A 23,851-nucleotide genomic window follows, 5' to 3' on the forward strand; every position below is an offset into this window, starting at 1 on the left:
GGCAGTGGCGGGTTGGGATGTGAGGTGCGCGCGCGGTTAGGCCGGTCGCGCACTGCCTGACGAGAGGGGACATGCCATGAAAACCTTGCTGGTCGGCACGATTGCCGCACTGAGCCTTGGCGCAGGTGTGCCGGGCGTGGCCGCGCCCGCTTTCGTTGCCGCCGATCTCGAGTTGCGCGCTGGCCCCGGCCTCGATTACGCGGTGGTCGGCACGCTGGCCGCCCGGCAGAGCGCCGAGGTGGAGGCTTGCGTGGAAAACGGGCCGTGGTGCCGTGTTCGAGCTGGTGAAGAGACCGGCTGGGCGCATCGCGGTGCGCTGAGCGCGAGCGACAAGGTGCACGTGCCGGTACGTGCAGCCACCATCGCGTGGCGGGCGGATTCCGGGGCAGAGGGTGCGCTGGGGGCTGATGTGATGGGCGGCATTGTTGCGCCCCAAGCGGAGGCCGACCCGCTGATCGAGATCTCTGACGAGGCGATATCTCTCTACTTCAATGAGCGCATTGGCGTTTATGGCTCGGAAGAAGGTGCTAGCCTGCTTGGGGCGCCGGGGAGCCGCGTGAGGTTTCACGCAGTGGACGGTGAGATGCGTGGTTTTGGGCCGGGCACTGCGACAACCGTATTCAACAGCCGCTGAAGGTTCGAAAGCGCGTCCTGATGGCTGCTTTTGATAAGCCTAGAGCCGCTCATCTGGCGCGACGGGAATCGTTGACCGCGGCTTCGGCCTCTTCTACTATTTGAACGCTTGTTCAATAAATGGGAGGAGCAGGCGTATGTTTGCTGGACAGCTGAAGTTCGACCTTGGCGACGAGGTGGAGGCGCTGCGCGAGATGGTGCATCGCTTTGCGCAGGAGCGCATTCGCCCGATTGCGGCGGAGGTGGACGCGAAGAATGAGTTCCCCGCCGAGCTGTGGCGCGAGCTGGGCGAGCTGGGGCTCTTGGGCGTGACGGTGCCGGAGGAGTTTGGCGGCGCGGGGATGGGCTATCTCGCCCATGCGGTCGCGGTGGAAGAGATCGCGCGGGCCTCGGCCTCGGTTTCGCTTTCTTACGGCGCGCATTCCAACCTCTGCGTGAACCAGATCCGGCTGAACGGGTCGGAAGAGCAGAAGGCGAAGTATCTGCCGGGGCTGGTGAGCGGCGAACACGTGGGCGCGCTGGCGATGAGCGAGGCGGGCGCGGGCTCGGACGTGGTTTCAATGAAGCTGCGAGCCGAGAAGCGGAACGATCATTACCGTCTGAATGGCACGAAATACTGGATCACCAACGGGCCGGATGCGGACACGCTGGTGGTGTATGCCAAGACCGATCCAGAGGCGGGCTCGAAGGGGATCACCGCCTTTCTGATCGAGAAATCGATGGTTGGGTTCTCCACCAGCAAGCACTTCGACAAGCTGGGGATGCGTGGCTCGAACACGGCAGAACTGGTGTTCGAGGACGTTGAGGTGCCGTTCGAGAACGTGCTGGGCGAGGAGGGCGGCGGCGTGAAGGTGCTGATGTCTGGCCTCGACTACGAGCGCGTGGTGCTGGCGGCCATCGGGCCGGGGATCATTGCCGCCTGTCTCGACGAGGTGATGCCCTATCTGGCGGAGCGCAAACAATTCGGGAAACCGATTGGGTCGTTCCAACTGATGCAGGGCAAGATCGCCGACATGTATGTGGCACTGAACTCGTCACGCGCCTACGTTTACGAGGTGGCCAAGGCCTGTGACCGGGGCGAGGTGACGCGCGCGGATGCGGCGGCCTGCTGCCTGTATGCCAGCGAGCAGGCGATGGTGCAGGCGCATCAGGCGGTGCAAGCGATGGGCGGCGCGGGCTTTATGGCCGATGCACCGGTGGCGCGGCTGTTCAGGGATGCGAAGCTGATGGAAATCGGCGCGGGCACCAGCGAGATCCGGCGGATGCTGGTGGGGCGTGAATTGATGGCGGCGGTGTGAGGGCGGCGATTGCCCTCCTCCTGATGACGGCGAGCGTGGAGGCACAGGTGAGCGTCAAGCAACCGGGCACATATGAGGCCATCGTGGCGCGGCTCGACGCCTGCCTTGCGGCGGGCGACGATGACCGGGCCTGCGTGGAGGCGGCGCTGGCCGATTGCCTGAACGCGGGCAGCTACGAGGCTTGCGCCGCGCATGTGGCGGGCGCGATGCTGGCGCGGGCCGAGGAGGCCTGCTCTGGTGGCTTGCCGGACCCGGGCTGCAAGCTGAGGGTCGCGGGCGAGGCGTTGATTGCGGCGCGAAAGGAGGCGGCGAAATGAGGTGGATGATAGCAATGCTGGCCCTGACCGGACCGGCGATTGCACAGGACGTGCCGTTTGACCCTGCGGTGCCGGAGCAATGCGAGGCGAACGGGCCGGAGCTTGCGGAGCGCGAGGCCTGTATCGGGCAGGGCGCAAACCTTTGCATGGAGCGGATGGAAGGCGGTCATTCGACCATGGGGATGAACGGCTGCCTCGATGCCGAGTTGCAATATTGGGACGGGCGGCTGAACGCGCATTACCGCGAAGCGATGGCGCGGGCGAAGGCCTTTGATGCGGATATGGCGACGGCGCAGAACGGGCTGCTCTCGTCGGAGGAGACGCTGCGGGAGATGCAGCGGGCGTGGATCGCCTATCGCGATGCCAAGTGTGATTTCGTTCGGTCGCAATGGAGTGGCGGCACCGGGCAGGGGCCTGCGATGCTGAGTTGCCTGATGGTCGAGACCGGGCGGCAGGCGCTGTGGCTTCAGGTGCAAGCGGGGAACATGTGAGCGAGAAGGGCGATCTCCCAGACCGTGACCGCCGGTTCGAGGCGGCGCTGGCTGCCGCGATGGCGGAGCAGAAGAAGTATGAGCAGAAGCGGTATTCGCGGCTCGGGCGCGGGGCCGAGAAGGCGACGGCGCCGATTGGCGGGCTGCTGCGGCGCTTCGTGCCGCCGGGGCTGCTGCGCCGCGCGCTGGTGGTGGCCGACCGGGGCGCGGGCTGGACGCTGCCCGCGGCGCTGCATGACACCAACGATCTGGCCGCCTGCGACGCCTCGGCGCTGCGTGTGCAGGGCTGGGCGGCGGGCACTGGCGCGGCCTCTGGCGGGGCGGCGGGCTGGTTTGGCGGGCTGGGGATGACGCTGGATATTCCGGCGACGATCAGCCTCGCGGCGCGCACGGTGCGGGCGACGGGGCAGGCCTATGGCTTTGAGGGGGAGGGCGAGGAAGAGCTTGTCTTTCGCCTCATGGTGCTGGAGCTGGCCACGGTGCGCGGGCTGGAGGGGCGCAAGGAGAGCCTTGGCAAGGTCAACCAGCTGGCCCGTGAATTGCAGAGCCCCGAGGTGCGCTACGTGCTGGAGAAGGGCGCGGATTGGGTGGTCGACAAGGTGGTCGACCGGGTGGCGCGGGGCCTTGGCACCGACCTGCTGAAGCGCAAGGCGGCGCAGGTGGTGCCGCTGGCGGGCGCGGCGATTGGCGCGGGTGTGAACGCGAGCTTTCAGACAGATGTGGCGCGAGCGGCGCGGTATGGCTTCAGGCTGCGGTGGCTGATGCACCGGCAGCTTCTGCCCGCCCCCGAGGCCGCGCCGGAGGAGACGGAATGAAGATCAGATCACAGCTTGTCGTGAAGTCCGAGGACTATGCCGCCAATCGGGCGGCCTCGGAGGCGGCGCTGGCCCGCGCGCGGGAGGCGGCGGAGGCGGCGGCGCTGGGCGGCGGCGAGAAATCCCGCGCGCGGCATGTGAGCCGGGGCAAGATGCTGCCGCGCGACAGGGTGGCGGGGCTGCTCGACCCAGGATCGCCGTTTCTGGAGGTGGGCGCCACGGCAGCGCATGGGATGTATGGCGGCGATGCCCCTGCGGCGGGGATGATCGCCGGTGTCGGCCGGGTGAAGGGCCGCGAGGTGATGGTGCTGGCCAATGACGCCACGGTGAAGGGCGGCACCTACTATCCGATGAGCGTGAAGAAGCACCTGCGGGCGCAGGAGATTGCCGAGCAGTGCCGCCTGCCTTGCGTTTACCTAGTGGACAGCGGCGGGGCGAACCTGCCGAACCAGGATGAGGTCTTTCCGGATCGCGACCATTTTGGCCGGATTTTCTACAACCAGGCGCAGATGAGTGCGAAGGGGATTGCGCAGATCGCGGTGGTTATGGGCTCCTGCACTGCCGGGGGCGCCTATGTGCCCGCGATGAGCGATGTGAGCATCATCGTGCGCGAGCAGGGCACGATCTTTCTGGCCGGGCCGCCGCTGGTGAAGGCGGCGACGGGCGAGGTGGTGAGCGCCGAGGATCTGGGCGGCGGGGATGTGCATACGCGGCTCTCCGGCGTGGCGGATATGCTGGCGGAGGATGACGCTCACGCGCTTGCGCTGGCGCGGGAGGCGGTGGGCTCGCTGCAGGGATATGCAGGTGTTGGGCCAAGTCCCGACCTACAGCCCGCAGAAGCGCCTGCTTATGACCCGGAGGAGATACTCGGGGTCGTCCCGGCAGACCCGCGCCAGCCCTGGGACATTCGGGAGGTGATTGCCCGCGTGGTGGACGGCTCGCGGTTTGACGAGTTCAAGCCGCGGTATGGCGAGACGCTGGTGTGCGGCTTTGCCCATGTGGAGGGGATGCCGGTTGGGATTGTGGCCAACAACGGTGTGCTGTTTTCGGAGAGCGCAGTGAAGGGGGCGCATTTCGTGGAGCTGTGCTCGCAGCGCAAGATCCCCTTGGTGTTCTTGCAGAACATCACCGGCTTCATGGTCGGGCGGAAATACGAGAACGAGGGGATCGCGCGGCACGGGGCCAAGATGGTCACGGCGGTGGCGACGACGAGCGTGCCCAAGATCACCCTGCTGGTGGGTGGCTCCTTTGGAGCGGGCAACTACGGCATGGCCGGGCGCGCCTATTCGCCCCGGTTCCTCTGGACATGGCCGACCTCGCGGATCTCAGTAATGGGCGGCGCGCAGGCGGCGGGGGTGCTGGCCACGGTGAAGCGCGATGCGATCGAGCGGGGCGGGGGCGCGTGGAGCGAGGAGGAGGAGGCGGCCTTCAAGCAGCCGGTGCTGGACCAGTTCGAGGAGCAGTCGGACCCGCTTTATGCGTCCGCACGGCTGTGGGATGATGGGATCATAGACCCGAGGAAGAGCCGCGAGGTTCTGGCGCTCAGCCTCCGTGCCGCGCTGAATGCGCCCATCGAGGAGACGCGCTTTGGCGTGTTCCGGATGTGAGGCGTTTGCGGCGGTGGCGCTGGCGGCTGGCGATGCTGGCGGCCCTGCTGGTGGCCGGGCCGGGGCTGGTGGACATGGCTTTCGGCTACGCGCGGCAGGCCGGCACCTGCCGGGTGACCGCCGTGGTGGATGGCGACACGGTGAAGATGATCTGCCCCGAGGAAGGCCGGGTGCGTGGCCGGATCGTAGGGCTGGATGCGCCCGAGGTGAAGGGCGAGTGCATGGCTGAGCGCTGGGCGGCATGGCGCGCCACCCAGGCGCTGCGCTGGCGTCTCTGGACGGCGCGGCGCGTGGGCGCGGAGCCGGGCGGGGTGGACCGCTACGGCCGGGTGCTGGTGCGGCTGACGCTCGACGGGCGCGATGCGGCGCAGGGGATGATCGACAGCGGCCACGCCCGCGCCTATGGGGGCGGCAAACGACAAGGATGGTGCGGAGGCACGGCATGAGCGAAGACGGCAAAGAGGCGCGCGAAGGGCAGTTTACCTATGGCGCGCGTGACCCGGTGAGCGGGCAGCGCTGGGTGCATGTGACCGGAGAGATGGTTGCGGCGCATCCGCAGGGGCGGCTCAACGTGGCGCTCTATGCGGTGGTGCTCTTTCTCTTTGGCATGGCGGCCTGGCGACTGGTGCTGTGGACCTTCGTCTTCGGCGGGGTCTGGATGGGCGTGGAGGTGGTGGCCTTTCTGCTTGCCGCCGCTGCGCTGTTCTTTCGCCTGCCGCCGGGAGGCTGGCTCGGGATCACCGCCTGCGCGATGGTGCTCGTGGATTTTGCCACCGGCATGAAGACCGCATGGGGCGGGCAGCTCTGGGCGCTGGGCGAGGCCGTGGCGGCGGTGGTGGCGGGGTTCTACCTGCTCACCGGCGAGCGGCCCAATTTCATCTACCGGCACCGATACCTTGCGCGGGAGGGCGAGGGCGATGTTTGACAAGATCCTGATCGCGAACAGGGGCGAGATCGCCTGCCGGGTGATCGACACCTGCCGGAGGCTTGGGGTGAAGACGGTGGCCGTGTTCTCCGAGGCCGACGCGGGCGCGCGGCATGTGGCGATGGCCGATGAGGCGGTGTGCATCGGGCCGGCGGCCTCGGCGGCGAGTTACCTCGACATCGGCAAGGTCGTGGCCGCGGCGGTGGCGACCGGCGCGCAGGGCGTGCATCCGGGCTATGGCTTTTTGAGCGAAAACCCGGAGTTCGTGGCGGCGTTGGACAAGGCGGGCGTGACCTTCATCGGGCCGAGCGCGGAGGCCATCCGGGCGATGGGGCTGAAGGATGCCGCGAAGGCGCGGATGGAGGCGGCGGGCGTGCCTGTGGTGCCGGGCTACCACGGCGCCGAGCAGGACCCGGGGCGGCTAGAGGCCGAGGCGGCGCTGATCGGCTACCCGGTGCTGATCAAGGCCGTCGCGGGCGGCGGGGGCCGGGGCATGCGGCTGGTCGCCGGGCCGGACGGCTTCGAGGAGGCGCTGGAGTCGGCCCGGGTGGAAGCCTTGGGGGCTTTCGGCAACGGCGACGTGTTGATCGAGAAATACATTGAGCATCCACGCCATATCGAGGTGCAGGTCTTTGGCGATGGCGAGACGGCGGTGCACTTGTTCGAGCGGGATTGCTCGCTGCAACGGCGGCACCAGAAGGTGATCGAGGAGGCGCCCGCGCCGGGGATGACCGAAGAGGTGCGCGCGGCGATGGGCAGCGCCGCGGTGAAGGCGGCGGAGGCGATCGGCTACAAGGGCGCGGGGACGGTGGAGTTTATCGTCGATGGGTCCGGTGGGCTCAGGGCCGATGGCTTCTGGTTCATGGAGATGAACACGCGGCTGCAGGTGGAGCATCCGGTGAGCGAGGAGATCACCGGGGTGGACCTTGTGGAGTGGCAGCTCCGGGTGGCCTCGGGCGAGGCTCTGCCCTGTGCGCAGGAGGATCTGGCGATCCGGGGTCATGCGATGGAAGCGCGGCTCTATGCCGAGGATGTGCCGGCGGGGTTTTTGCCCGCGACGGGGCGGTTGGAGCGGCTCGCCTTCGGGCCGGGGCGGGTGGATACCGGGGTGCGGGAAGGCGATGTGATCAGCCCGCATTATGACCCGATGATCGCCAAGCTGACCTGCCACGGGGCCACGCGCGATGAGGCGCGGGCGGCGCTGGCGCGGGGGCTGGCGGAGACGGAGGTGGCGGGGGTTGTCACCAACCTCGGCTTTCTCGGGCGGCTGATCGACCACGCGGCCTTCCGCTCCGGCGATGTGGAGACCGGGCTGATCGGGCGCGAATTGGAGGCGCTGGTGGCGCCCTGCGAGGCGCCGGGGCTGCTGGCTCTGGCGGCGCTTGCGGCGCTGGGGTTGAACGATGCGGCACCGGGCGAGGGCTTTGCGCTTTGGGCGCCGCTCAGCTGGCCGGTCGTGTTGCTGCGCGGGGACGAGCGGATCGAGGGCCGAGTTGCGGCGCTGGGCGGCGGCGCCTTTGCGGTAGAGATCGGCGGGGCCGAGGTCGATGCCCGGCGCGGGCCGGAGGGCTGGGTGCTGAATGGCCGCCCGGCGGCGGCGCGGGCCGAGGTGATTGGTGGCAAGGTCCATGTGTTCGGCGTGGAGCCGATGGTCTTTGCCCTGCCCGACCCGCTGGAGGCGGCTGGCGAGGCGGCAGGCGAGGGGGCGGTGATGGCCCCGATGCCGGGGGTCGTCCGCTCTATCCACGTGCGCGAGGGCGAGATGGTGGCGGCGGGCGACCGGCTGGCAGTGATGGAGGCGATGAAGATGGAGCACGTGATGCGCGCGCCGCGCGACGGCGTGGTGGCGGAGCTGGGCGTGGCGGCGGGCGACCAATTGGAAGCCGGCGCCCTGATCGTGCGGATTGAGGAGGGGGCGGCGTGACCGCGGCAGGCTGCTCTTTGGCCCTTCGGGTTGGCATCGCGGTTGCGAGGAGCGGCGGGTGATCCGGCTGCACCACTGTCACCAGACCCGCTCGATGCGGGTGCTCTGGCTGCTGCACGAGCTGGGTATCGACTTTGATCTGGTGGTCCACCCCTTCGACAAGTCGCTGCGGGCGCCGGGTTACCTGGCGCTGAACCCTGCGGGCCGGGTTCCGGCGCTGGAGATCGACGGAGATGTCTGGTGGGAATCGGGCGCGATCGTGGAGTTGCTCTGCGAGCGCTTCGCCGAGGCCGGGCTGGGCCGGGCGCCGGGCGCGCCGGAGCGGGCCGAGTGGCTGATCTGGGTTCATTTTGCCGAGACGATCAGCCAGCATCTCGCGGCGCTCACCCAACAGCACATCATGCTCTACGACGACACGATGCGCAGCCCGGTGGTGATGAAGCTGGAGGCGGCGCGGCTGGGCAAATGCTTCGAGGCGCTGAACCGGCGGCTGGAAGGGCGCGAGACGCTGCTGGATGGCGGCTTTTCGGCGGCGGATGTGGCCGTGGGGCAGGCGGTGTACATGGGGCAGCGGTTTGCGCCGGTAGCGGATTATCCGGCCCTCGCGGCGTGGTGGGCGCGGGTCTCGGGGCGGGAGGCGTTCAAGGCCTCGCTGCCGCCGGAGGGGGCGGATTTGCTCTACAAGGAGGAGTTTTACGCGCCATGGTAGCTGTGGAGATCTTCGAGGTCGGCCCCCGCGACGGGCTCCAGAACGAGAAGGCGGTGATCGGCGTGGCCGAGAAGGTGGCGCTGGTGGATTGCCTGAGCCGCGCGGGGTTCGACCGGATCGAGGCGGCGAGTTTCGTCAGCCCGAAGTGGGTGCCGCAGATGGCATCCTCGGGGGAGGTCATGGCCGGAATCGCGCGGACGGAGCGGGTGAGCTACTGGGCGCTGACGCCGAATATGAAGGGCTACGAGGCGGCGCGTGCGGCGGGCTGCGACGGGGTGGCGGTGTTCGGGGCCGCGACCGAGGGGTTTTCGCGCGCCAATCTGAACTGCTCGGTCGATGAGGCGCTGGAGCGGTTCGGGCCGGTGCTGGAGGCCGCCAGGGCGGATGGGGTGCCGGTGCGGGGCTATGTTTCGGTCGTGACGGACTGTCCGTTCGAGGGCGAGGTGGACCCGGGCGCGGTGGCCAAGGTGGCGGGGGCGCTGCTGAGGATGGGCTGCGTGGAGGTGAGCCTTGGCGAAACGTTGGGGCGCGGTGTGCCGGAACGGGTGGATGCGATGCTGGCGGCGGTGCTGGGCGAGGTGCCTGCCGAGCGGCTGGCGGGGCATTTTCACGATACAAGCGGGCGAGCGCTGGAGAACATCGAGGTGGCGCTGGAGCGCGGGCTGCGGGTGTTCGACGCCGCCGTGGGCGGGCTGGGCGGTTGCCCCTATGCGCCGGGCGCGGCGGGGAATGTGGCGACGGAGGCGGTGGCAAGGCAGCTGGCTGAGCTTGGATATGAGACGGGGCTCGACATGGGCGTGGTGGAGGAGGCGGCCGCGATGGCGCGGGCGATGCGGGCGGGGTAGAAAAATCTTCACGAAGATTTTTGAGGTGGGAAGAATTTTCGTTAAAATTCTTCGACTTGGGAGGGTGTGGTGAGCTGCACGAGACTTGAGATCGACGGGCGGGGCGTGGCCACTCTTTGGCTCACGCGGGCGGAGAAGCACAATGCGCTTTCGGCGGAGCTGATCGACGAGATCCATGCGGGGATCGAGCGGCTGGGGGCGGATGAGGCGGTGCGCGTGGTGGTGCTGGCGGGCGAGGGCCGAAGCTTTTGCGCGGGCGGTGATCTGGGCTGGATGCAGGAGCAGATGGCGGCCGATGGCGAGACCCGCGCGGCGGAGGCGTGGCGGCTGGCGGAGATGCTGGGGGCGGTGAATGTCTGCCCCAAGCCGGTGATCGGGCGCATCCACGGCAACGCCTTTGGCGGGGGCGTCGGCATGGCCTGCGTTTGCGATGTGGCGGTGGCGGCGGAGGGCGCGAAGTTCGGCTTTACCGAAACCCGGCTCGGGCTGATCCCGGCGACCATCGGGCCTTATGTGCTGGCGCGGATGGGCGAGGCGATGGCGCGGCGGGTGTTCATGAGTGCCCGCATTTTCGGGGCGGCCGAGGCAGTGACGCTGGGCGTGGTGGGCGAGGCGGTGCCGGAGGAGGCGCTGGATGCGGCGGTGGAGCGGCAGGTGCGGCCCTATCTGGATTGCGCGACGGGCGCGGTGGCGGAGGCCAAGGCGCTGGCGCTGCGGCTGGGCGCGGCGCCTTCGGAGGCGGAGGTGGAGGCCAGCGTGGAGGCGCTGGTGCGGCGCTGGGAAAGTGCCGAGGCGGGTGAGGGGATTGCCGCGTTTTTTGACAAGCGCAAGGCGCCTTGGAAGGGGTGAGGCCGCGCGTGGCGGCGCTCCCGCCCGCCCACCCCGCACCGCCACGCGCGGCGTTCCGAGGACGGCGAGCGGCGTTGGGGCCGCGAGGGCGGGATTGAGTATTTTCAGCAAGAAAATGCAGAAAACTCTGCGAGGCGGCGGCGCGATGGGCGGGGGTTCGCAGGGCGCGTTCTTGGGCCTTGGGGGCGAGCGCGGGATCGGCTAGAATCGGCCGCAATGAAGCAGTCACCAAAACGGGGAGACACCCGATGATGCGAGCAGTGCTGAACAGGCGCGGATTTATGATTTCAACGGCGGCGACCGGGCTCTTGGCCGCCTGCGGAGGCCCCGGCGGCTTTGATGCCGTGGCGCCCTCTGCGCCCGACCCGGCGATGCGGCCGGTGGCGAATGCGGGCTTTGATGCCTGGGTTGCCAGCTTTAAGGGCCGGGCGGCTGGGGCCGGGATAAGCCAAGGCGTGATCGACCGGGCGTTTCGGGGTGCGGGGTTCATCCCCGGGGTGATCGAGCGCGACCGGAACCAGGCCGAGTTCAAGCGGTCGTTCGAGGATTACCTGTCACTGGTGGCCAGCGAGAAGAAGGTGGCGATGGGCCGGAGCGCCTTTGCCAGCCAGCGCGGGCGTTTGAACGCGATCGAGGCGAAGTATGGCGTGCCGGCGGAGATTTGCTGCGCGATTTGGGGGGTGGAGAGCACCTATGGCACCCGGCGCGGCGATATTCCGGTGATCTCGGCCTGCGCGACGCTGGCCTATGAGGGGCGGCGCGGGGCGTTCTTTGAAAAGCAGCTGATCGCGGCGCTGCGCATCCTGCAGGCGGGGGACACGACGCCGGAGCGGATGGTGGGCAGTTGGGCCGGGGCGATGGGGCACACGCAGTTCATCCCCACGAGCTTTCAGCTCTTCGCGGTGGATTTCACCGGCGACGGGCGGCGGGACATTTGGGGCGAGGACCCGAGCGATGCGCTGGCCTCGACGGCGGCTTACCTCGCCAAGAACGGCTGGCGGCGCGGCGAGCGCTGGGGCAGCGAGTCCACCAGCGGCGGGCTGCAGCCCGATCCGGGCGGGCCGCGCTTTGCCGTGGGCCACAACTTCAACGTCATCAAGCGCTACAACAACTCCGACAACTATGCCTTGGCGGTGGGCTACCTGAGCGACCGGATCGCCGGGCGTGGCGGATTGCAGGCCGAGTTCGGGCCGGATCGCTACGGGCTGACCCAGAAGCAGCGGATGGCCTTGCAGGAGGGGCTGAACCGGGCGGGCTATGATGCGGGCACGCCAGATGGGGTGCTGGGCAACAAGACGGCGGCGGCGATCCGGGGGTATCAGCAGGCGAATGGACTGCCGGTGACGGGGGAGCCTTCGGTGGCTCTGTTGCAGCGTTTGGTCTGACGGCTGGTGTTGGAGTGGGGGTTTTGCACCCCCACACCCCCGCAGAGATATTTTCAGCAAGAAAATGAGCTGGGGCGGTCCTTTGGGGCCGCCCTTAGTGTTTGGGGAGGGCGCGGATGGTGCCGATCTCGACGGGGCGGTTTTGGCGGGCGGAGGCGCAGGCGGCGAAGGTCAGGGCGAGGGTGGGGAGGGTGGTTTCGGCGGCGTTGGCGGGCGGGCGGTTTTGCTCGATGGCGCAGAGGAGTTCGCCCATCGCGCCGCGGAAGCCGTCGTTGAACCATGTGCCGGTGAGGGATGGGGTGGCGCGGCCTGCGGCGGTGGTGAGGGTGACAGATTGTCGGCCGAGGCCGGGGCCGGTGGAGTGCAGGGTGCCCTCGGTGCCAGTGAGGAGGGTGGTGTCGCGCGGGCCGTGGGCGGTGGCACCGTCGAAGGTGAAGGAGGCCTGGCCGCCTTTGAGCGTGACGAGGGCTTGGGAGAGGAGCGGGGTTTTGACGGTTTGCCCGGCGGCGCGGGCGGAGGTGGCGGTGACGCTCTGCAGGCGGCCCGGTGCGAGGGTGGTGAGGAAGTCGAACCAGTGGATGGCGAAGTCGTAGAGGACCAGGTCGGGGATTTGCTCGAAAGGGGTGCCTTCGATCCATGAATGATCCCACGCGATCTGCACATGGGCAGAGGTGAGGGTGCCGATCTGGCCAGAGAGGACGGCCTCGCGCATCCAGGCGAGGTGGGGCGCCCAGCGGCCGTTGTGGTTGACGGCGAGGTGGACGTCGTTAGCGCGAGCCAAGGCGATGAGGCGCTCGGCATCGTCCAGATTTTCGGTGAAGGGTTTCTGCGAGAGGACGTGTTTGCCAGCTTTGAGGGCGGCCTCGATCAGGGGGAGGCGGTTTGCGGGGTGGGGGGTGATGTCGAGCACCTTGATCGTGGGGTCGTCGAGGATTCTTTGGACATCGGTGGTGGTGCGGGCCTCGGGGAAGAATTCCGCCGCGCGGGATTGGGCGCGGGGGAGGCTGCGGTTGGCGATGGCAACGACGGGCCAGCCTGCGGTGCGGTAGGCGTCGAGATGAGCGCCCGCGATTCCGCCTGCGCCGATGAGGGCGATGGGGGGCGGTTTGCGCGGTGTGGGTGGCTGGTAGGGGAGGTCGGGGGCGGGGACTTCCGCCATTTGGGCGGATTTCAGGGCGTAGCTGTCGGCGTCCGGTTCGCTCATGGCAGCAGCGGCAGTGTGCGCTTTTCGGCCGCCGATTGTGCTGCGGTGTCGATAATGCGTTGTGCGGTGAGGCAAAGGGCCGGGTCGAGCGGGCCGTCGATGGGGGCGCCGGACTTGAGGCGGGAGAGGACGTATTCGATGGGATTGGTCTCGCCTGCTGGGAGGGGCGTGACGGGGACCGCGTGGATCTCTGGGCGGGCGCGGGTTTGCAGGGTGACGTGGTCGGCGTAGTCGTGGCTGGTGAGCGTGCCGTCGGTGCCGATGAAGGTGAAGCCGCACTTTGGCTGGGGCTGGGTGATCCACGGATCGGTGAAGGTGCCCCAGCGGGTTTCCATCTTTGAAAGGCCCTTGGCGTAGCGGCAGATGGTGATGGAGTGCTGGTCGACCTCGATGCCGGGGGTTTCGTCGATGACGCAGGTGACTTCGAGCGGGGCGGCGCCGTTCATGTACCATGTGCCGAGGGTGGCGCCGTAGCCGAGGTAGTCGAGCAGGGAGCCGCCGCCGGAGGCCTTCTTGTACCACCAAGAGCCGGGCTTCTGGCGCTCGACCTCCTCGGGGGTGACTTCGACCTTGTCGGCGAGATGGAAGAGCGGGCCGCGGTTGCCGCCGTAGCTGCGGACCTCGAGCAACTCGCCGATGGTGCCGGCGTCGATGATCTCTTTGGCGGTCACGTGGCTTTCGGCCCAGCGCAGCGGCCAGTTGATCGCCATGCGGCCGCCGCCTGCCTCCATCGCGGCGATCATCCTGCGGGCGTCTGGCGCGGAGGCGGCGAAGGGCTTTTCGACGAAGAGGTTGGTGCCGGTGGGGGCGATGCGCTCCGCCATCTCGGCGTGACTCGCGGTGGAGGAGCAGAGGATGGCGAGGTGGGGCGCGGTGGCGAGGGCGGCGTCGAGATCGGTGAAGAGGCGATCATTGGGGATACCGAAGGTTTGTGCAGCGGGCTGCATCCGCGAAGGGTCGGGGTCGTAGAGGGCGCAGATCTCGGCCTCGGGGTGGTCATGGACCATGCGCAGCAGGTCGCCCATGTGCATGTGGTCGAAGGAGATGCCGGCGATCTTCATCGGGTTACCTCGTGTCGGTGAGCCTCAGGTGGATTGCGGCAACGCCAAGGATGATGCCGCCGAAAAGGATGCGGCGCACGCCCTCGGGCATTTGCAGCAGGGTCAGCATGGTGCCGAGGACGGTGAGGATGAGCGCACCGACGATGGTGCCCGCGTAGCCGCCGCGCCCGCCGAAGATGGAGGTGCCGCCGATCACCGCAGCGGCCACGGAGGGCAGCATCAGCGGCACGGCGAGGGAGAGGGAGGGGGCCTTGATGAGACCGACGTAGAGCAGGCCCGCGATGCCTGCGATGAGGCCGGAGAGGGCATAGAGCGCGAGGTGGACCTGCCATCCGCGCACGCCTGCGAGCCGCGCCGCGCCCTCGTTGTCACCCATGGCGAAGAGCAGGCGGCCAAAGCCGGTGCGGCGCTGCGCGTAGAGGATGAGGGCGGCGAAGGGGAGGAAGAGCACCAGCGCGTTGGGGAAGCCCCATGTGCGGCCGGTGCCGAGCCATGCCAGGGCCTCAGGCACTTCGGAGCCGGTGGCGATGACGGTGCTCTGGTAAACCTGCAGGCAGCCGGTGCCGATGAGGCCGGTGCCAAGGGTGATGATCAGCGGATGGACGCGGAAGAGGCCCACGCCGATGCCGTTCAGCAGGCCGATGGCGATGGCGGGCAGGAGCGACAGCAAGATCGCCCCGGTGGCGCCGTAGAAGGGCACCAGCGTCGCCATGACGAAGCTGGAGATGGTGGCGACGATGGCGGCGGAAAGGTCGATGCCCCCCGTCAGCATGGTCAGGGTCTGGCAGGCGGCGAGCATGGCCAGCGGGATGGCGAACTTGACGGTGTTGGCGATCCAGCGTTCGCCGACGATGCCGGGGCGCATGATTTCGAGCGTGCCGACGAGCAGGGCGAGAAGGATCAGCAGCGGGATGATCGGGTAGTCGCGGAGGAGGGCCTTGGCGCGGGTCATCAAAGCTTTCCTTTCGCCGCGAGCAGCCCGCCGATCATGACGACGACGACCATGATGGTGCCCTCGATGATGGCAGAGACGTTGGGGTCGACCGAGAGCAGGGTGAGGTCCATCCGCACCAGCCGCAGGATGAAGACGGCGATGAGCGGGCCGAGGAGGCCGCCCTTGCCGCCGCCGAGGACCACGCCGCCAAGCACCACGGCGGCGACCGAGGCCAGCAGGTAGGGGCCGGGGATCGGCTCGCCGATCCCGGTGGAGAGGGTGAGCGTGAGACCGCCCATGGCCGCGAAGAGCCCGGCGATGCCATAGGCGACGATCCGGGTGCGACCCACGCTGACGCCGGAGCGGAAGGCCGCGAGCGCGTCGGACCCCACGGCATAGAGCGAGAGGCCGGTGCGGGAGCGGCGGATCGGGAGCCAGACGAGGGCGACCAGAACGAGGAGGAAGATCAGCGAGCGCGGCACGCCTGTGAGGCCGGGGATCGGCAGGCCGCCGATGATGAGGCCGCGGAGCCAGTCTGCTGCCCGCCCGCCAGGGGCGTTGAGGATCAGCAGCGCCACGCCCTCGTAGACGAAGAGCATGGCCAACGTGACCACGATATCGGGCACGCGGGTGATGGTGATGAGGAAGCCGTTGAGCGCGCCCATGGCGGCGCCCATGGCGAGGACGAGGAAGACCACGCCGAGCGCGGCGGGGCCGGAGGCGCCCTCCATCAGCACGGCGGCGGTGACGGAGCAGACGGCCATGATCGAGGCGATGGAAAGGTCGATGCCGCCCGCGATCACCACCACGGCCTGCGCCACGGTGGCGAAGGCAAAGGGCAGGGCGGCGCGGGCGAGGCTTTCGATGCCAGACGCGCCGAAGCCGGGCTGGATCAGCTTGGTCGCTACGAAGAGCAGGGCGAGGATGACAGCGAGGCCGGTGATCCAGGCGTGTTTGCGAAGGGCCTTCATGCGGCGTCTCCCGTCAGCCCGTAGGCGGCACGCATGAGGCGCGGCTCGTCGGCCTCTGCGGCGGGCATGGTATCGACCACGCGGCCGTTGAAGATGACGATGCAACGGTCGCAGGCCATTTGGATTTCTTCGAGTTCGGAGGAGTAGAACAGCACCGAGGCGCCGGAGGCGGCCAGCTCGCGGACCAGCGGGTAGATCTGGCGCTTGGTGCGCACGTCGATGCCGCGCGTGGGGTCGAAGAGCAGGAGCGTGTCGCAGCCGTGGGCGAGCCAGCGGCCGATGGTGACTTTTTGCTGGTTGCCGCCGGAGAGGCGGCCGACTTCGCCCTGGGCGCGGGTGTCGATCTGGAGGCGGTCGATGGAGTTGGCCACCACCTCGCCCTCGCGGCGCATGTTGATCGGTCCCCAGGCGCGGGCGCGGGCGGAGAAGGGGAGCGCGAGGTTGTCGCGCACGCTCTGCTGCATGGCGAGCGCATCGGCCCGGTTGCCGGGCACGAAGGAGAGGCCGGCGGCGATGGCATCGGCGGGGTGAGTGAAGCGGCGGGGCGTGCCCTCGACCTCGATGCTGCCCCGGTCGGGCCTGCGGGCGCCTGCGAGCACCTCGAAGAGCTCATCCTGCCCTTGACCTTCGAGCGCAACTACGCCGAGCACCTCGCCGGGGTGGAGAGCGAAGCTGACATCGCTGAGCTTGCCGGTGGCGCCGAGGTTCTTGACCGCCACGCGAGGCGTGCCCTGCGGGGGAGGTGCGGCGCGCTGAGCGGCGGTTTCGCCGGGCTTGATCGCCTCGCCCAGCATCATCTCGACGATGCGCTCCTCGGCGCCGTCTTCGATGGGCACCTCGCCTTGAGTCAGGCCGTCACGCAGCACCACGGCGCGGTGACAGACGGCGGCGATCTCGGCGAAGCGGTGGGAGATGTAGATGACGGAGCGGCCCGCCTCGGCCTGCTGTTTCACCACCTTCAGCACCGCCTCCACGAGATCGGTGGGGAGCGCGGCTGTCATCTCGTCGAGCAGGAGCACATCCGGCTCGGAGGCGAGCGCGCGGGCGAGGTCGATGATGCGCAGGGTGGCGAGGGGCAGCTCGCGGATCATGGCGGTGAGGTCAAAGCGCTCGAAGCCCAGCTCGGCCATCCAGGCGGTGAACTTGGCCGGGTCGGTGCCGCCGAGGCGGAGGTTGTCGGCCACGTCGAGATCGGGGATCAGCGAGGGCTCTTGGTAGACCGGCACGAGGCCGCTTTTGCGGGCCTCGGCGGGGGATCCGACCGTGCGCTCGGTGCCACGGATCTTCACATGCCCGCCGTCTGCGCGGAGGGCGCCGGTGAGGATTTTCACGAAGGTCGACTTGCCCGCGCCATTCGCGCCCATCAGGGCCACGATCTCGCCGCGGCGGATCGTGAGGGCGGCGGCCTTCAGGGCCACGACCGCGCCGAACCGCTTCTCTACGCCGCTCGCATCGAGCAGCGGAGCCTCATTGGTCATGTCGCCTCTTTTATCTTCTTGGTCAGTGGGTTGGCCGGGTACGTTGAAGCGCCCGGCCATGGGGATTTATTCGCCCGGGCCTTTGCAGGCGATGATCTCTTCCATCGAGTAATCGGTCCAGCCCTCGATCTGCACCGAGACGGGCCACTCAGGGTCCAGATCGGGGTTCTGGGCGCCTGCGATCATCTCCTTGCCCTTGTCGTCGTTGTTGGCCCAGAGCGCCGGGTCGACGAGCACAACGCGCTCTTCCGGGGTCTGGCCTTCAAGGATCTGGAGCGCCAGCGTGACGCCCGCGCCGCCGATGGAGCCGGGGTTGGTGACGGCGGCGCCGGTGAGGCCCTCGACGGTGGCGAGCTGGCCGACGAAACCGGCGTTGTCGGCCCCGACCACGGGCACCAGATCAACATCGCTCTCGACCAGAGCGTCGACGATCACGTTGTCGATGCCGGAGGTCCAGATGCCGTCGAAGGGGATGCCGGTGGCGATGTAGTCGAGGATCTGCTGTTTGCCCTTGTCCTGCTGCCAGCCGGTGAAGACCTCTTGCGCCACCGACACATCAGGGAACTCCTCGAGCGCACGCTTGAAGCCGCGGTCGCGGTCGTCATCGGCCGCAGCGCCGGCTGCGCCGCGCATGTAGACCACCGAGCCGGAGCCGCCGATGGTTTCGAACAGCCACTTGGCGCCGAGGTAGGCGTATTCTTCCTGGTTGTTGGAGAGCACGTAGGCGGCATCGGCGTTGACGCCTTGGTCGACGGCCACGACGACGATGCCTTTGTCGGTCGCCTCCTGTACCGCGTCGGCGATGCCGTCGGGGTTGGCGGGGTTGACGACGATGGCATCGACGCCCGCCTCGATCAGGTTGCGGATGTCTTCGGACTGGCCGGCGGCGTCGGTGTTGCGGTGGGCGATGTTGAGGCTGTCGACCTTGCCCGAGACGAGGGCCTGAGCCTTCATCGCGCAGACCATCTCTTCGCGCCAGCCATTGCCCTGAACGGTGTTGGAGATGCCGATGGTGTACTCGGCAGCGGCCATGCCGGTGAGCGCCATGGTCAGGCCCGCAGCGGCGGTGGTGGTTTTCAGAAGTTTCTTCATGGTTCTCCCTCCCTGGGATAAGTTATCAATTATAATCACTTGAACGGGTTACTTGATGTACGGGCTCAGCACCTCGCGGGCGAGCACGAAGCCGCGTTTCACGGCGTCGTCGTCCTTTTCGAAGACCTTGTCCTCGTGCTCGATGATCACCGGCCCGTCGTAGCCCGCGCGGTAGAGGCCGGAGAAGAATCCCGGCCAATCCACATCACCCAGCCCCGGCATGCGCGGCACCTGCCAGCCCATGCCCACGCTCATGGTGCCGTTCTCGTAGAGCCCGTCACGGTCGATCATCACGTCTTTGGCGTGGACATGGGCCATGCGGGGGCCGAACTCCTTGATGAAGCGGGCCTGATCGATGAACTGCCAGACAAGGTGCGAGGGATCGAAGTTCATGCCCACGGCATCGCCCCACTCCTCGAAAATCCGGCGCCAGATCTTGGGGCTGTGGGCGATGTTATGGCCGCCGGGCCATTCATCATAGCTGAAGATCATCGGGCAGTTCTCGAAGCAGAGCTTGACGCCCGCATCCTCGGCATGGCCGACGATGGGTGAGAAGATCTGCTGCGCGCGCTTCCAGTTTTCGTCTACATTCAGTGACTTGTCGCCACCAATGAAGGTATTCACCACCGGGACGGAGAGCGTGGCGGCGGCTGTGATCACATGCTTGAGATGGGTGAGCACCTCTTCGCGGTGGGCGGCATCGGCGTGGAGCGGGTTGGGGTAATAGCCAAGGCCGCTGATGCTGACGCCGAGCTCTGCTAGGCCACCGGTAATCTCCTGCGCCTGCCCTTCGGAGAGGCCGTTGCAATCGATGTGGCTGGTGCCCGCGTAGCGCCGGGCCTCGCCGCCGGAGGCGGGCCAGCAGGCGACTTCGAGCACGCCCATATCGACATCGGCGGCCCATTTGGCCACCTCCATCAGCGGGGTGGTCTCGAAGGGTGCGGTGAGAATGCCGAGTTTCATGATCGTTTTCCTTGTCTTGTCCGCGCCTTAGATACCGATCTTCACCCATGCGCCGCTCTGGGCGCTGGCGAGGACGGCCTCGCAGAATTCCATCTCGAAATGCCCGTCGGCAAAGCTGGCCCATGTCGATCCGGGCTGGCGGCCCCCGGCGGCGATGTCACCATAGACTTGCCGGAAGAGGGTAAAGAAGGTGTCGGCAAAGCCCTCCACATGGCCGCCGGGCAGGCTAGCAGCGGCAGCGCCCGTGGCGTTCATCAGGGCGGCATCGCGTTGCAGGATCTGGTTGGCGCCGTCGCGTTGGCCGATGAAGAGGTGATCGGGGGTTTCCGAGTTCCATTCGGCACTGGCGGCGCTCCCGGCGATATCCCAGCGCAGGGAGTTCTTGCGGCCGGGAGAGACCTGGCTGACCGTGAGGGAGCCGCGCGCGCCGGAGGGATAGCGCAGCAATATCAGCGCGGTATCTTCCGTTGTTACGGTGACCTTCTCGGTCGCCCCGGAGGCGGCGCTGAAGGTTGCGACCGGGCCGGTAGGCTTGTCACGCTCCTTGATGAAGGTGCTGAGTTCGGCCAGCACCTCGACCGGCTTTTCGCCCGCGATGAAGCTGGTGAGGTCGGCCCAATGGGTGCCGATATCGCCGACCGCGCGCAGGGCGCCGCCCTTTTCGCCCTCGAGACGCCAGTTCCAATCGGTCGGCTTGGCGAGCCAGTCCTGCACGTAATGGCCTGTGACGAGCCGCAGATCTCCCAGATCGCCCGCCGCGACCATGCCGTGGGCCTGCTGGTTGAGCGGGTAGAAGCGGATGTTATAGCAGACGGCGCAGGTGAGGCCGGAGGCGGCGGCGAGCTCGACCAGTTCGGCGGATTCGGCGGCTGTCATCGTCAGGGGCTTTTCGCAGACCACGTGCTTGCCGGCGGCGATGAGCGCCTTCACCTGCGGGTAGTGCAGGTGGTTGGGCGAGGTGACGTGGACGGCCTGCACAGAAGCATCGGCGCACAGCTCCTCGAGCGAGGAAAAGCTCTGTGTGCCCAAGCCCTTGGCCGCTTCAGCGCCGCGTTCGGGCGAGGAGCCGAGCACGCCGCGCAGATCCACCCCGAGCCGCCGCAGCGCCCAGACATGGACAGTTCCGATAAAGCCGGTGCCGATCACCGCCACGCCGATGCGCGAGAAATCCGTCATCGCGTTTCGCCCCCAAGCGGGGCGCCTCCCTGTGTGAAAGCCTCAGACAACCGAATACCCTCCGTCAACCGGAATGCATGCGCCCGTCATGAATTTTGCCGCCTCGGAGGCCAGAAACAGCACCGGGCCGGCGATATCTTCGGGCTCGCCCCAACGGCCCAGCGGCGTGCGGGCGTTCACGTTGGCGACGTGGGTGGCATCCTCGCGGCTGCGCGCGGATTGGGCGGTGACGATGAAGCCCGGAGCGACGGCGTTGACCCGGATGCAATCGGGCGCCCAAGCGATGGCGAGCGACTTGGTAAGTTGCTGCACGGCGGCCTTGGAGGCGCCGTAGGCAGGGTTCTTGGGGCTGCCGAAACCGGCATACATCGAGGCGATGTTGATGACGCTGCCTCTGCTGGCGGCCAGCTGGGGTCGGAAGGCGAGGGCGCAGCGCATTGAGCCGGTGAGGTTGATGTCGACGACCTTTGAGAAGAACTCGGGCGCCATCTCTTCGCCCCGGGCGGTGATGGCGGCGCAGTTGACCAGCACATCGAGGTGCGGTGTGGCGGCGGAGAGGGCTTCAACCGCCTGCATGTCGGTTACGTCGAGCCGGGTGTAGGGGAAGTGGGCGTCTGCCGGGTCGGCGGCCGGTTCGACCCCGGTAATGGCAACCTCGGCCCCTGCCTCGGCGAAGGCGCGGGCGATGGCGGCACCGATGCCGGCACGGCTGGCGCCGATCACCAGCACATGCGTGCCGGTGAAATCGAAACCCGCGCGGGCGTGCTGCCCGTTGTCCCCTGTCTTCAGTGCCAAGTCTCCCCCCCCGGGCGGCTTGCGCCTCATGGCTTGTAATCGATTACAGAGACGGGCGCAGTTCGCCAATGGTGGCTCTGTAAACGATTACATAGTCATTACGGCGGTGACGGATTGTCAAGCGGCGAATCTCGCAGGCAGAGTGCGGAAAACGCGGCAGGAGGCAGAGATGGTGCAGATCAGGGCTGGGGGAATCGCGGTGGATTTCGCGCCTAAACTCGGGCTGATCGAGGCGCTGCGGGTGCAGGATGGCGGGCAAGAGGTGGCGCCGTTTCATCGGGCGCCATGGGTTGGGCGGGAGGCGATGCCGGAGGGCGCGCCGCCACATCTGGCCCGGCTGGGCGGGGATTTCTTTTGTGCGCCCTTCGGGCAGGCCGGGGGCGGGGTGCCGCTGCACGGCTGGCCCTGCAACAGCCCGTGGGATGTGGAGGCGCGCGCGGGAGAGCTGCGGGCGGTGCTGCGCCATGAGGTGCAAGGCGCGCGGCTCACCAAGCGGCTGGCGCTGCGGGATGGCGAGCCGTTCATCTATCAGAGCCATGTGTTCGAGGGCGGGGCCGGGGCGATGCCGGTGGCGAACCATGCCAACATTGCGCTGCCGGAGGGCGGATACATTCGCACATCGGCCAAGCGGCGCTGGCAGACAGGGGGTACGGCGCTGGAGCCTGACCCGGCGCGGGGGCGGTCGGCCTTGGCCTATCCGGCGCGGGCCACGGATGCGGGGGCCTTTCCGGGTGCTGCGGGGCCGGTGGATTTGGGGCGCTACCCTTGGGGCGACCGGCATGAGGATTTCGTGGCCGGGATCGAGGCGGAAGACTCGTCGCTCGGCTGGACTGCGGTGACACGGCCCGCTGAGGGAGACCTCTACCTGTCGCTCCGCAACCCGCGCGCCCTGCCGATGACGATGCTCTGGCACTCGAATGGCGGGCGCGACTACGCGCCGTGGAACGGGCGGCACAGGGGGTGCCTCGGAGTGGAGGAGGGCTGCGCGCCGCATCTGATCGACGCGCCGGAGATTGTGCCACCAGCGTTGGGCGGCGGGCTGGAGGTGCGGCACCTGACGGGTGCGATCGCCTGGCCCTGCGGCGCGCCCGTGGCCCGGGTGGAGGCGCTGGGGGACGCGCTGCGGGTGACCGGCGAGGATGGCACGGTGCGGGAGCTGCCCTGCGACACGGGCTTTCTCCAGCTCTGAGGGATGGACAGTATCGGCGTGGGTTGCCATCGTCGCCGCAACGCATGAGGGAGGTACACCGATGAAAACGCGGGTGGCGCTGTTGCGCCAGATGGGGGCGGCACGGCCCTATGGCGAGAGCAAGCCGCTGGAGATCGTCGAGGCCGAACTGGCGGAGCCGGGGCAAGGCGAGATCCGGGTGAAGATGGCGGCGGCGGGGCTGTGCCATTCGGATCTCAGCACGATCAACGGCGACCGTCCGCGCGAGATGCCGGTGGCGCTCGGCCACGAGGCGAGCGGCGTGGTCGAGGCGGTGGGGCCGGGGGTGACACGCTTTGCGCCGGGGGATCACGTGGTGCTGGTTTTCGTGCCGACCTGCGGGCAATGCGTGCCGTGTGCCGAGGGGCGACCTGCGCTTTGCGAGCCTGCCGCCGTGGCGGCGGTGAACGGTACGCTGCTGACCGGCGACAAGAAAATCAGCGTCGATGGGGCAGTGGTGAACCACCACATCGGGGTGTCGGCCTTCTCCGAGCATGCGGTGGTGCATGAAGGCTCGGCGGTGAAGATCGACAAGGACATTCCGCTCGACAAGGCGGCGCTGCTGGGATGCGCAGTGCTGACCGGCGTGGGCGCGGTGCTGAACGCGGGCAACCTGAAGGCCGGGCAAAGCTGTGCGGTGGTGGGCCTTGGCGGCGTGGGGCTGGCCGGGCTGCTGGGGGCGATTGCCGCCGGGGCCGGGCAGGTGGTGGCGGTGGATATCGCCGCCGACAAGCGGGAGTTCGCGCTGGAACTCGGGGCACATATGGCCGTCGACCCCTCGGAGGAGGGCGCGGTGGAGAAGTTGAAGGCGGCCACGGGCGGCGGGGTGGATGTGGCGGTGGAGCTGGCGGGCGTGGTGCCCGCGCTCGACTTTGCCTGCAAGATCACCCGGCGCGGCGGGGCGACGGTGACGGCGGGGCTGCCGCACCCCTCCAAGGTGCTGGAGGTGCCGGTGGCGGCGCTCACGGTCTCTGACGCCACGATCCGGGGCAGCTACGTGGGCTCTTGCGTGCCCAAGCGCGACATCCCGCGCTTTGCCCGGATGATGCAGCAGGGGCAGCTGCCGATCGAAAAGCTGATGACCCACAAGATCCGGCTCGACGAGATCAATGAAGGCTTCGAGCGGCTGGCGGCGGGGCAGGCGATCCGGCAGGTGATCGAATTCTGAGGGC

At 68.2% G+C, this 23,851-nt stretch carries 24 protein-coding genes; 15 read left to right on the top strand and 9 right to left on the bottom strand.

Annotation, left to right across the window (positions count from 1 at the left end; genetic code table 11):
- Positions 1 to 76 precede the first annotated feature (76 nt).
- The 13 genes from KUV38_RS04595 to KUV38_RS04655 all read left to right on the top strand — a co-directional run bounded on the left by KUV38_RS04595 (position 77) and on the right by KUV38_RS04655 (position 11,798).
- Positions 77 to 634 (top strand): SH3 domain-containing protein, encoded by a 558-nt coding sequence (locus KUV38_RS04595; RefSeq protein WP_222468917.1) that lies wholly within the window; start codon positions 77 to 79, stop codon positions 632 to 634.
- Positions 635 to 770: 136 nt separating this feature from the next.
- Entirely contained in the window at positions 771 to 1,931 is a 1,161-nt protein-coding gene (locus KUV38_RS04600) for an isovaleryl-CoA dehydrogenase (RefSeq protein WP_222468918.1), read from the top strand.
- Positions 1,932 to 1,954: 23 nt separating this feature from the next.
- Positions 1,955 to 2,248: a hypothetical protein gene (locus KUV38_RS04605; RefSeq protein WP_222468919.1), complete on the top strand. Its 294-nt coding sequence runs from the start codon at positions 1,955 to 1,957 to the stop codon at positions 2,246 to 2,248.
- Positions 2,245 to 2,739, top strand: a complete 495-nt coding sequence (locus KUV38_RS04610) for a lysozyme inhibitor LprI family protein (RefSeq protein ID WP_222468920.1) — start codon at positions 2,245 to 2,247, stop codon at positions 2,737 to 2,739. Before KUV38_RS04605 ends, KUV38_RS04610 begins: the two co-directional genes overlap by 4 nt.
- Complete coding sequence (locus KUV38_RS04615; protein ID WP_222468921.1) at positions 2,736 to 3,554, top strand: EcsC family protein; 819 nt, start codon at positions 2,736 to 2,738, stop codon at positions 3,552 to 3,554. The genes KUV38_RS04610 and KUV38_RS04615 overlap by 4 nt, the downstream gene beginning before the upstream one ends.
- Positions 3,551 to 5,161 (top strand): carboxyl transferase domain-containing protein, encoded by a 1,611-nt coding sequence (locus KUV38_RS04620; RefSeq protein WP_222468922.1) that lies wholly within the window; start codon positions 3,551 to 3,553, stop codon positions 5,159 to 5,161. The genes KUV38_RS04615 and KUV38_RS04620 overlap by 4 nt, the downstream gene beginning before the upstream one ends.
- Before the next feature lie 32 nt (positions 5,162 to 5,193).
- A complete protein-coding gene (locus KUV38_RS04625; RefSeq protein WP_222468923.1) occupies positions 5,194 to 5,607 on the top strand; it encodes a thermonuclease family protein in 414 nt (137 codons plus the stop codon).
- Positions 5,604 to 6,086: a hypothetical protein gene (locus KUV38_RS04630; protein ID WP_222468924.1), complete on the top strand. Its 483-nt coding sequence runs from the start codon at positions 5,604 to 5,606 to the stop codon at positions 6,084 to 6,086. Before KUV38_RS04625 ends, KUV38_RS04630 begins: the two co-directional genes overlap by 4 nt.
- A complete protein-coding gene (locus KUV38_RS04635) occupies positions 6,079 to 8,010 on the top strand; it encodes an acetyl/propionyl/methylcrotonyl-CoA carboxylase subunit alpha (protein ID WP_222468925.1) in 1,932 nt (643 codons plus the stop codon). Before KUV38_RS04630 ends, KUV38_RS04635 begins: the two co-directional genes overlap by 8 nt.
- 58 nt (positions 8,011 to 8,068) lie before the next feature.
- Positions 8,069 to 8,719: a glutathione S-transferase family protein gene (locus tag KUV38_RS04640; RefSeq protein WP_222468926.1), complete on the top strand. Its 651-nt coding sequence runs from the start codon at positions 8,069 to 8,071 to the stop codon at positions 8,717 to 8,719.
- Entirely contained in the window at positions 8,713 to 9,564 is an 852-nt protein-coding gene (locus tag KUV38_RS04645; RefSeq protein WP_222468927.1) for a hydroxymethylglutaryl-CoA lyase, read from the top strand. The genes KUV38_RS04640 and KUV38_RS04645 overlap by 7 nt, the downstream gene beginning before the upstream one ends.
- Positions 9,565 to 9,633: 69 nt before the next feature.
- Positions 9,634 to 10,413, top strand: a complete 780-nt coding sequence (locus KUV38_RS04650) for a crotonase/enoyl-CoA hydratase family protein (RefSeq protein WP_222468928.1) — start codon at positions 9,634 to 9,636, stop codon at positions 10,411 to 10,413.
- 281 nt (positions 10,414 to 10,694) lie between these two features.
- Positions 10,695 to 11,798, top strand: a complete 1,104-nt coding sequence (locus KUV38_RS04655) for a lytic murein transglycosylase (protein WP_261385153.1) — start codon at positions 10,695 to 10,697, stop codon at positions 11,796 to 11,798.
- 94 nt (positions 11,799 to 11,892) lie between these two features.
- Here KUV38_RS04655 and KUV38_RS04660 read toward each other — a convergent pair whose 3' ends face one another.
- From KUV38_RS04660 to KUV38_RS04700, 9 genes are all read right to left on the bottom strand, one after another.
- A complete protein-coding gene (locus KUV38_RS04660; RefSeq protein ID WP_222468929.1) occupies positions 11,893 to 13,002 on the bottom strand; it encodes a Gfo/Idh/MocA family protein in 1,110 nt (369 codons plus the stop codon).
- Positions 12,999 to 14,063, bottom strand: a complete 1,065-nt coding sequence (locus KUV38_RS04665) for a Gfo/Idh/MocA family protein (RefSeq protein ID WP_222468930.1) — start codon at positions 14,061 to 14,063, stop codon at positions 12,999 to 13,001. Before KUV38_RS04665 ends, KUV38_RS04660 begins: the two co-directional genes overlap by 4 nt.
- A 4-nt stretch (positions 14,064 to 14,067) precedes the next feature.
- Entirely contained in the window at positions 14,068 to 15,015 is a 948-nt protein-coding gene (locus KUV38_RS04670; protein WP_222468931.1) for an ABC transporter permease, read from the bottom strand.
- Complete coding sequence (locus tag KUV38_RS04675) at positions 15,015 to 15,968, bottom strand: ABC transporter permease (protein ID WP_222468932.1); 954 nt, start codon at positions 15,966 to 15,968, stop codon at positions 15,015 to 15,017. The genes KUV38_RS04670 and KUV38_RS04675 overlap by 1 nt, the downstream gene beginning before the upstream one ends.
- Entirely contained in the window at positions 15,965 to 17,446 is a 1,482-nt protein-coding gene (locus KUV38_RS04680; RefSeq protein WP_222468933.1) for a sugar ABC transporter ATP-binding protein, read from the bottom strand. The genes KUV38_RS04675 and KUV38_RS04680 overlap by 4 nt, the downstream gene beginning before the upstream one ends.
- A 66-nt stretch (positions 17,447 to 17,512) precedes the next feature.
- Positions 17,513 to 18,538 carry a substrate-binding domain-containing protein gene (locus tag KUV38_RS04685; protein ID WP_222468934.1) on the bottom strand — a complete coding sequence of 342 codons (1,026 nt, stop codon included), beginning with the start codon at positions 18,536 to 18,538 and terminating at the stop codon, positions 17,513 to 17,515.
- 48 nt (positions 18,539 to 18,586) lie between these two features.
- Entirely contained in the window at positions 18,587 to 19,501 is a 915-nt protein-coding gene (locus tag KUV38_RS04690) for a sugar phosphate isomerase/epimerase family protein (RefSeq protein ID WP_222468935.1), read from the bottom strand.
- A 27-nt stretch (positions 19,502 to 19,528) separates the two neighbouring features.
- A complete protein-coding gene (locus KUV38_RS04695; RefSeq protein WP_222468936.1) occupies positions 19,529 to 20,677 on the bottom strand; it encodes a Gfo/Idh/MocA family protein in 1,149 nt (382 codons plus the stop codon).
- A 42-nt stretch (positions 20,678 to 20,719) separates the two neighbouring features.
- Positions 20,720 to 21,472 carry an SDR family NAD(P)-dependent oxidoreductase gene (locus tag KUV38_RS04700; protein WP_261385154.1) on the bottom strand — a complete coding sequence of 251 codons (753 nt, stop codon included), beginning with the start codon at positions 21,470 to 21,472 and terminating at the stop codon, positions 20,720 to 20,722.
- Between the two features lie 169 nt (positions 21,473 to 21,641).
- Here KUV38_RS04700 and KUV38_RS04705 point away from each other — a divergent pair, with 169 nt between their 5' ends.
- On the top strand, positions 21,642 to 22,661 hold the full coding sequence (locus tag KUV38_RS04705) for a hypothetical protein (RefSeq protein ID WP_222468938.1): 1,020 nt from the start codon (positions 21,642 to 21,644) through the stop codon (positions 22,659 to 22,661).
- 61 nt (positions 22,662 to 22,722) lie between these two features.
- Positions 22,723 to 23,847 (top strand): zinc-dependent alcohol dehydrogenase family protein, encoded by a 1,125-nt coding sequence (locus tag KUV38_RS04710; protein WP_222468939.1) that lies wholly within the window; start codon positions 22,723 to 22,725, stop codon positions 23,845 to 23,847.
- The last annotated feature ends 4 nt before the right edge of the window (positions 23,848 to 23,851 follow it).

The organism is Vannielia litorea (assembly GCF_019801175.1).
GTDB lineage: Bacteria > Pseudomonadota > Alphaproteobacteria > Rhodobacterales > Rhodobacteraceae > Vannielia > Vannielia litorea_B.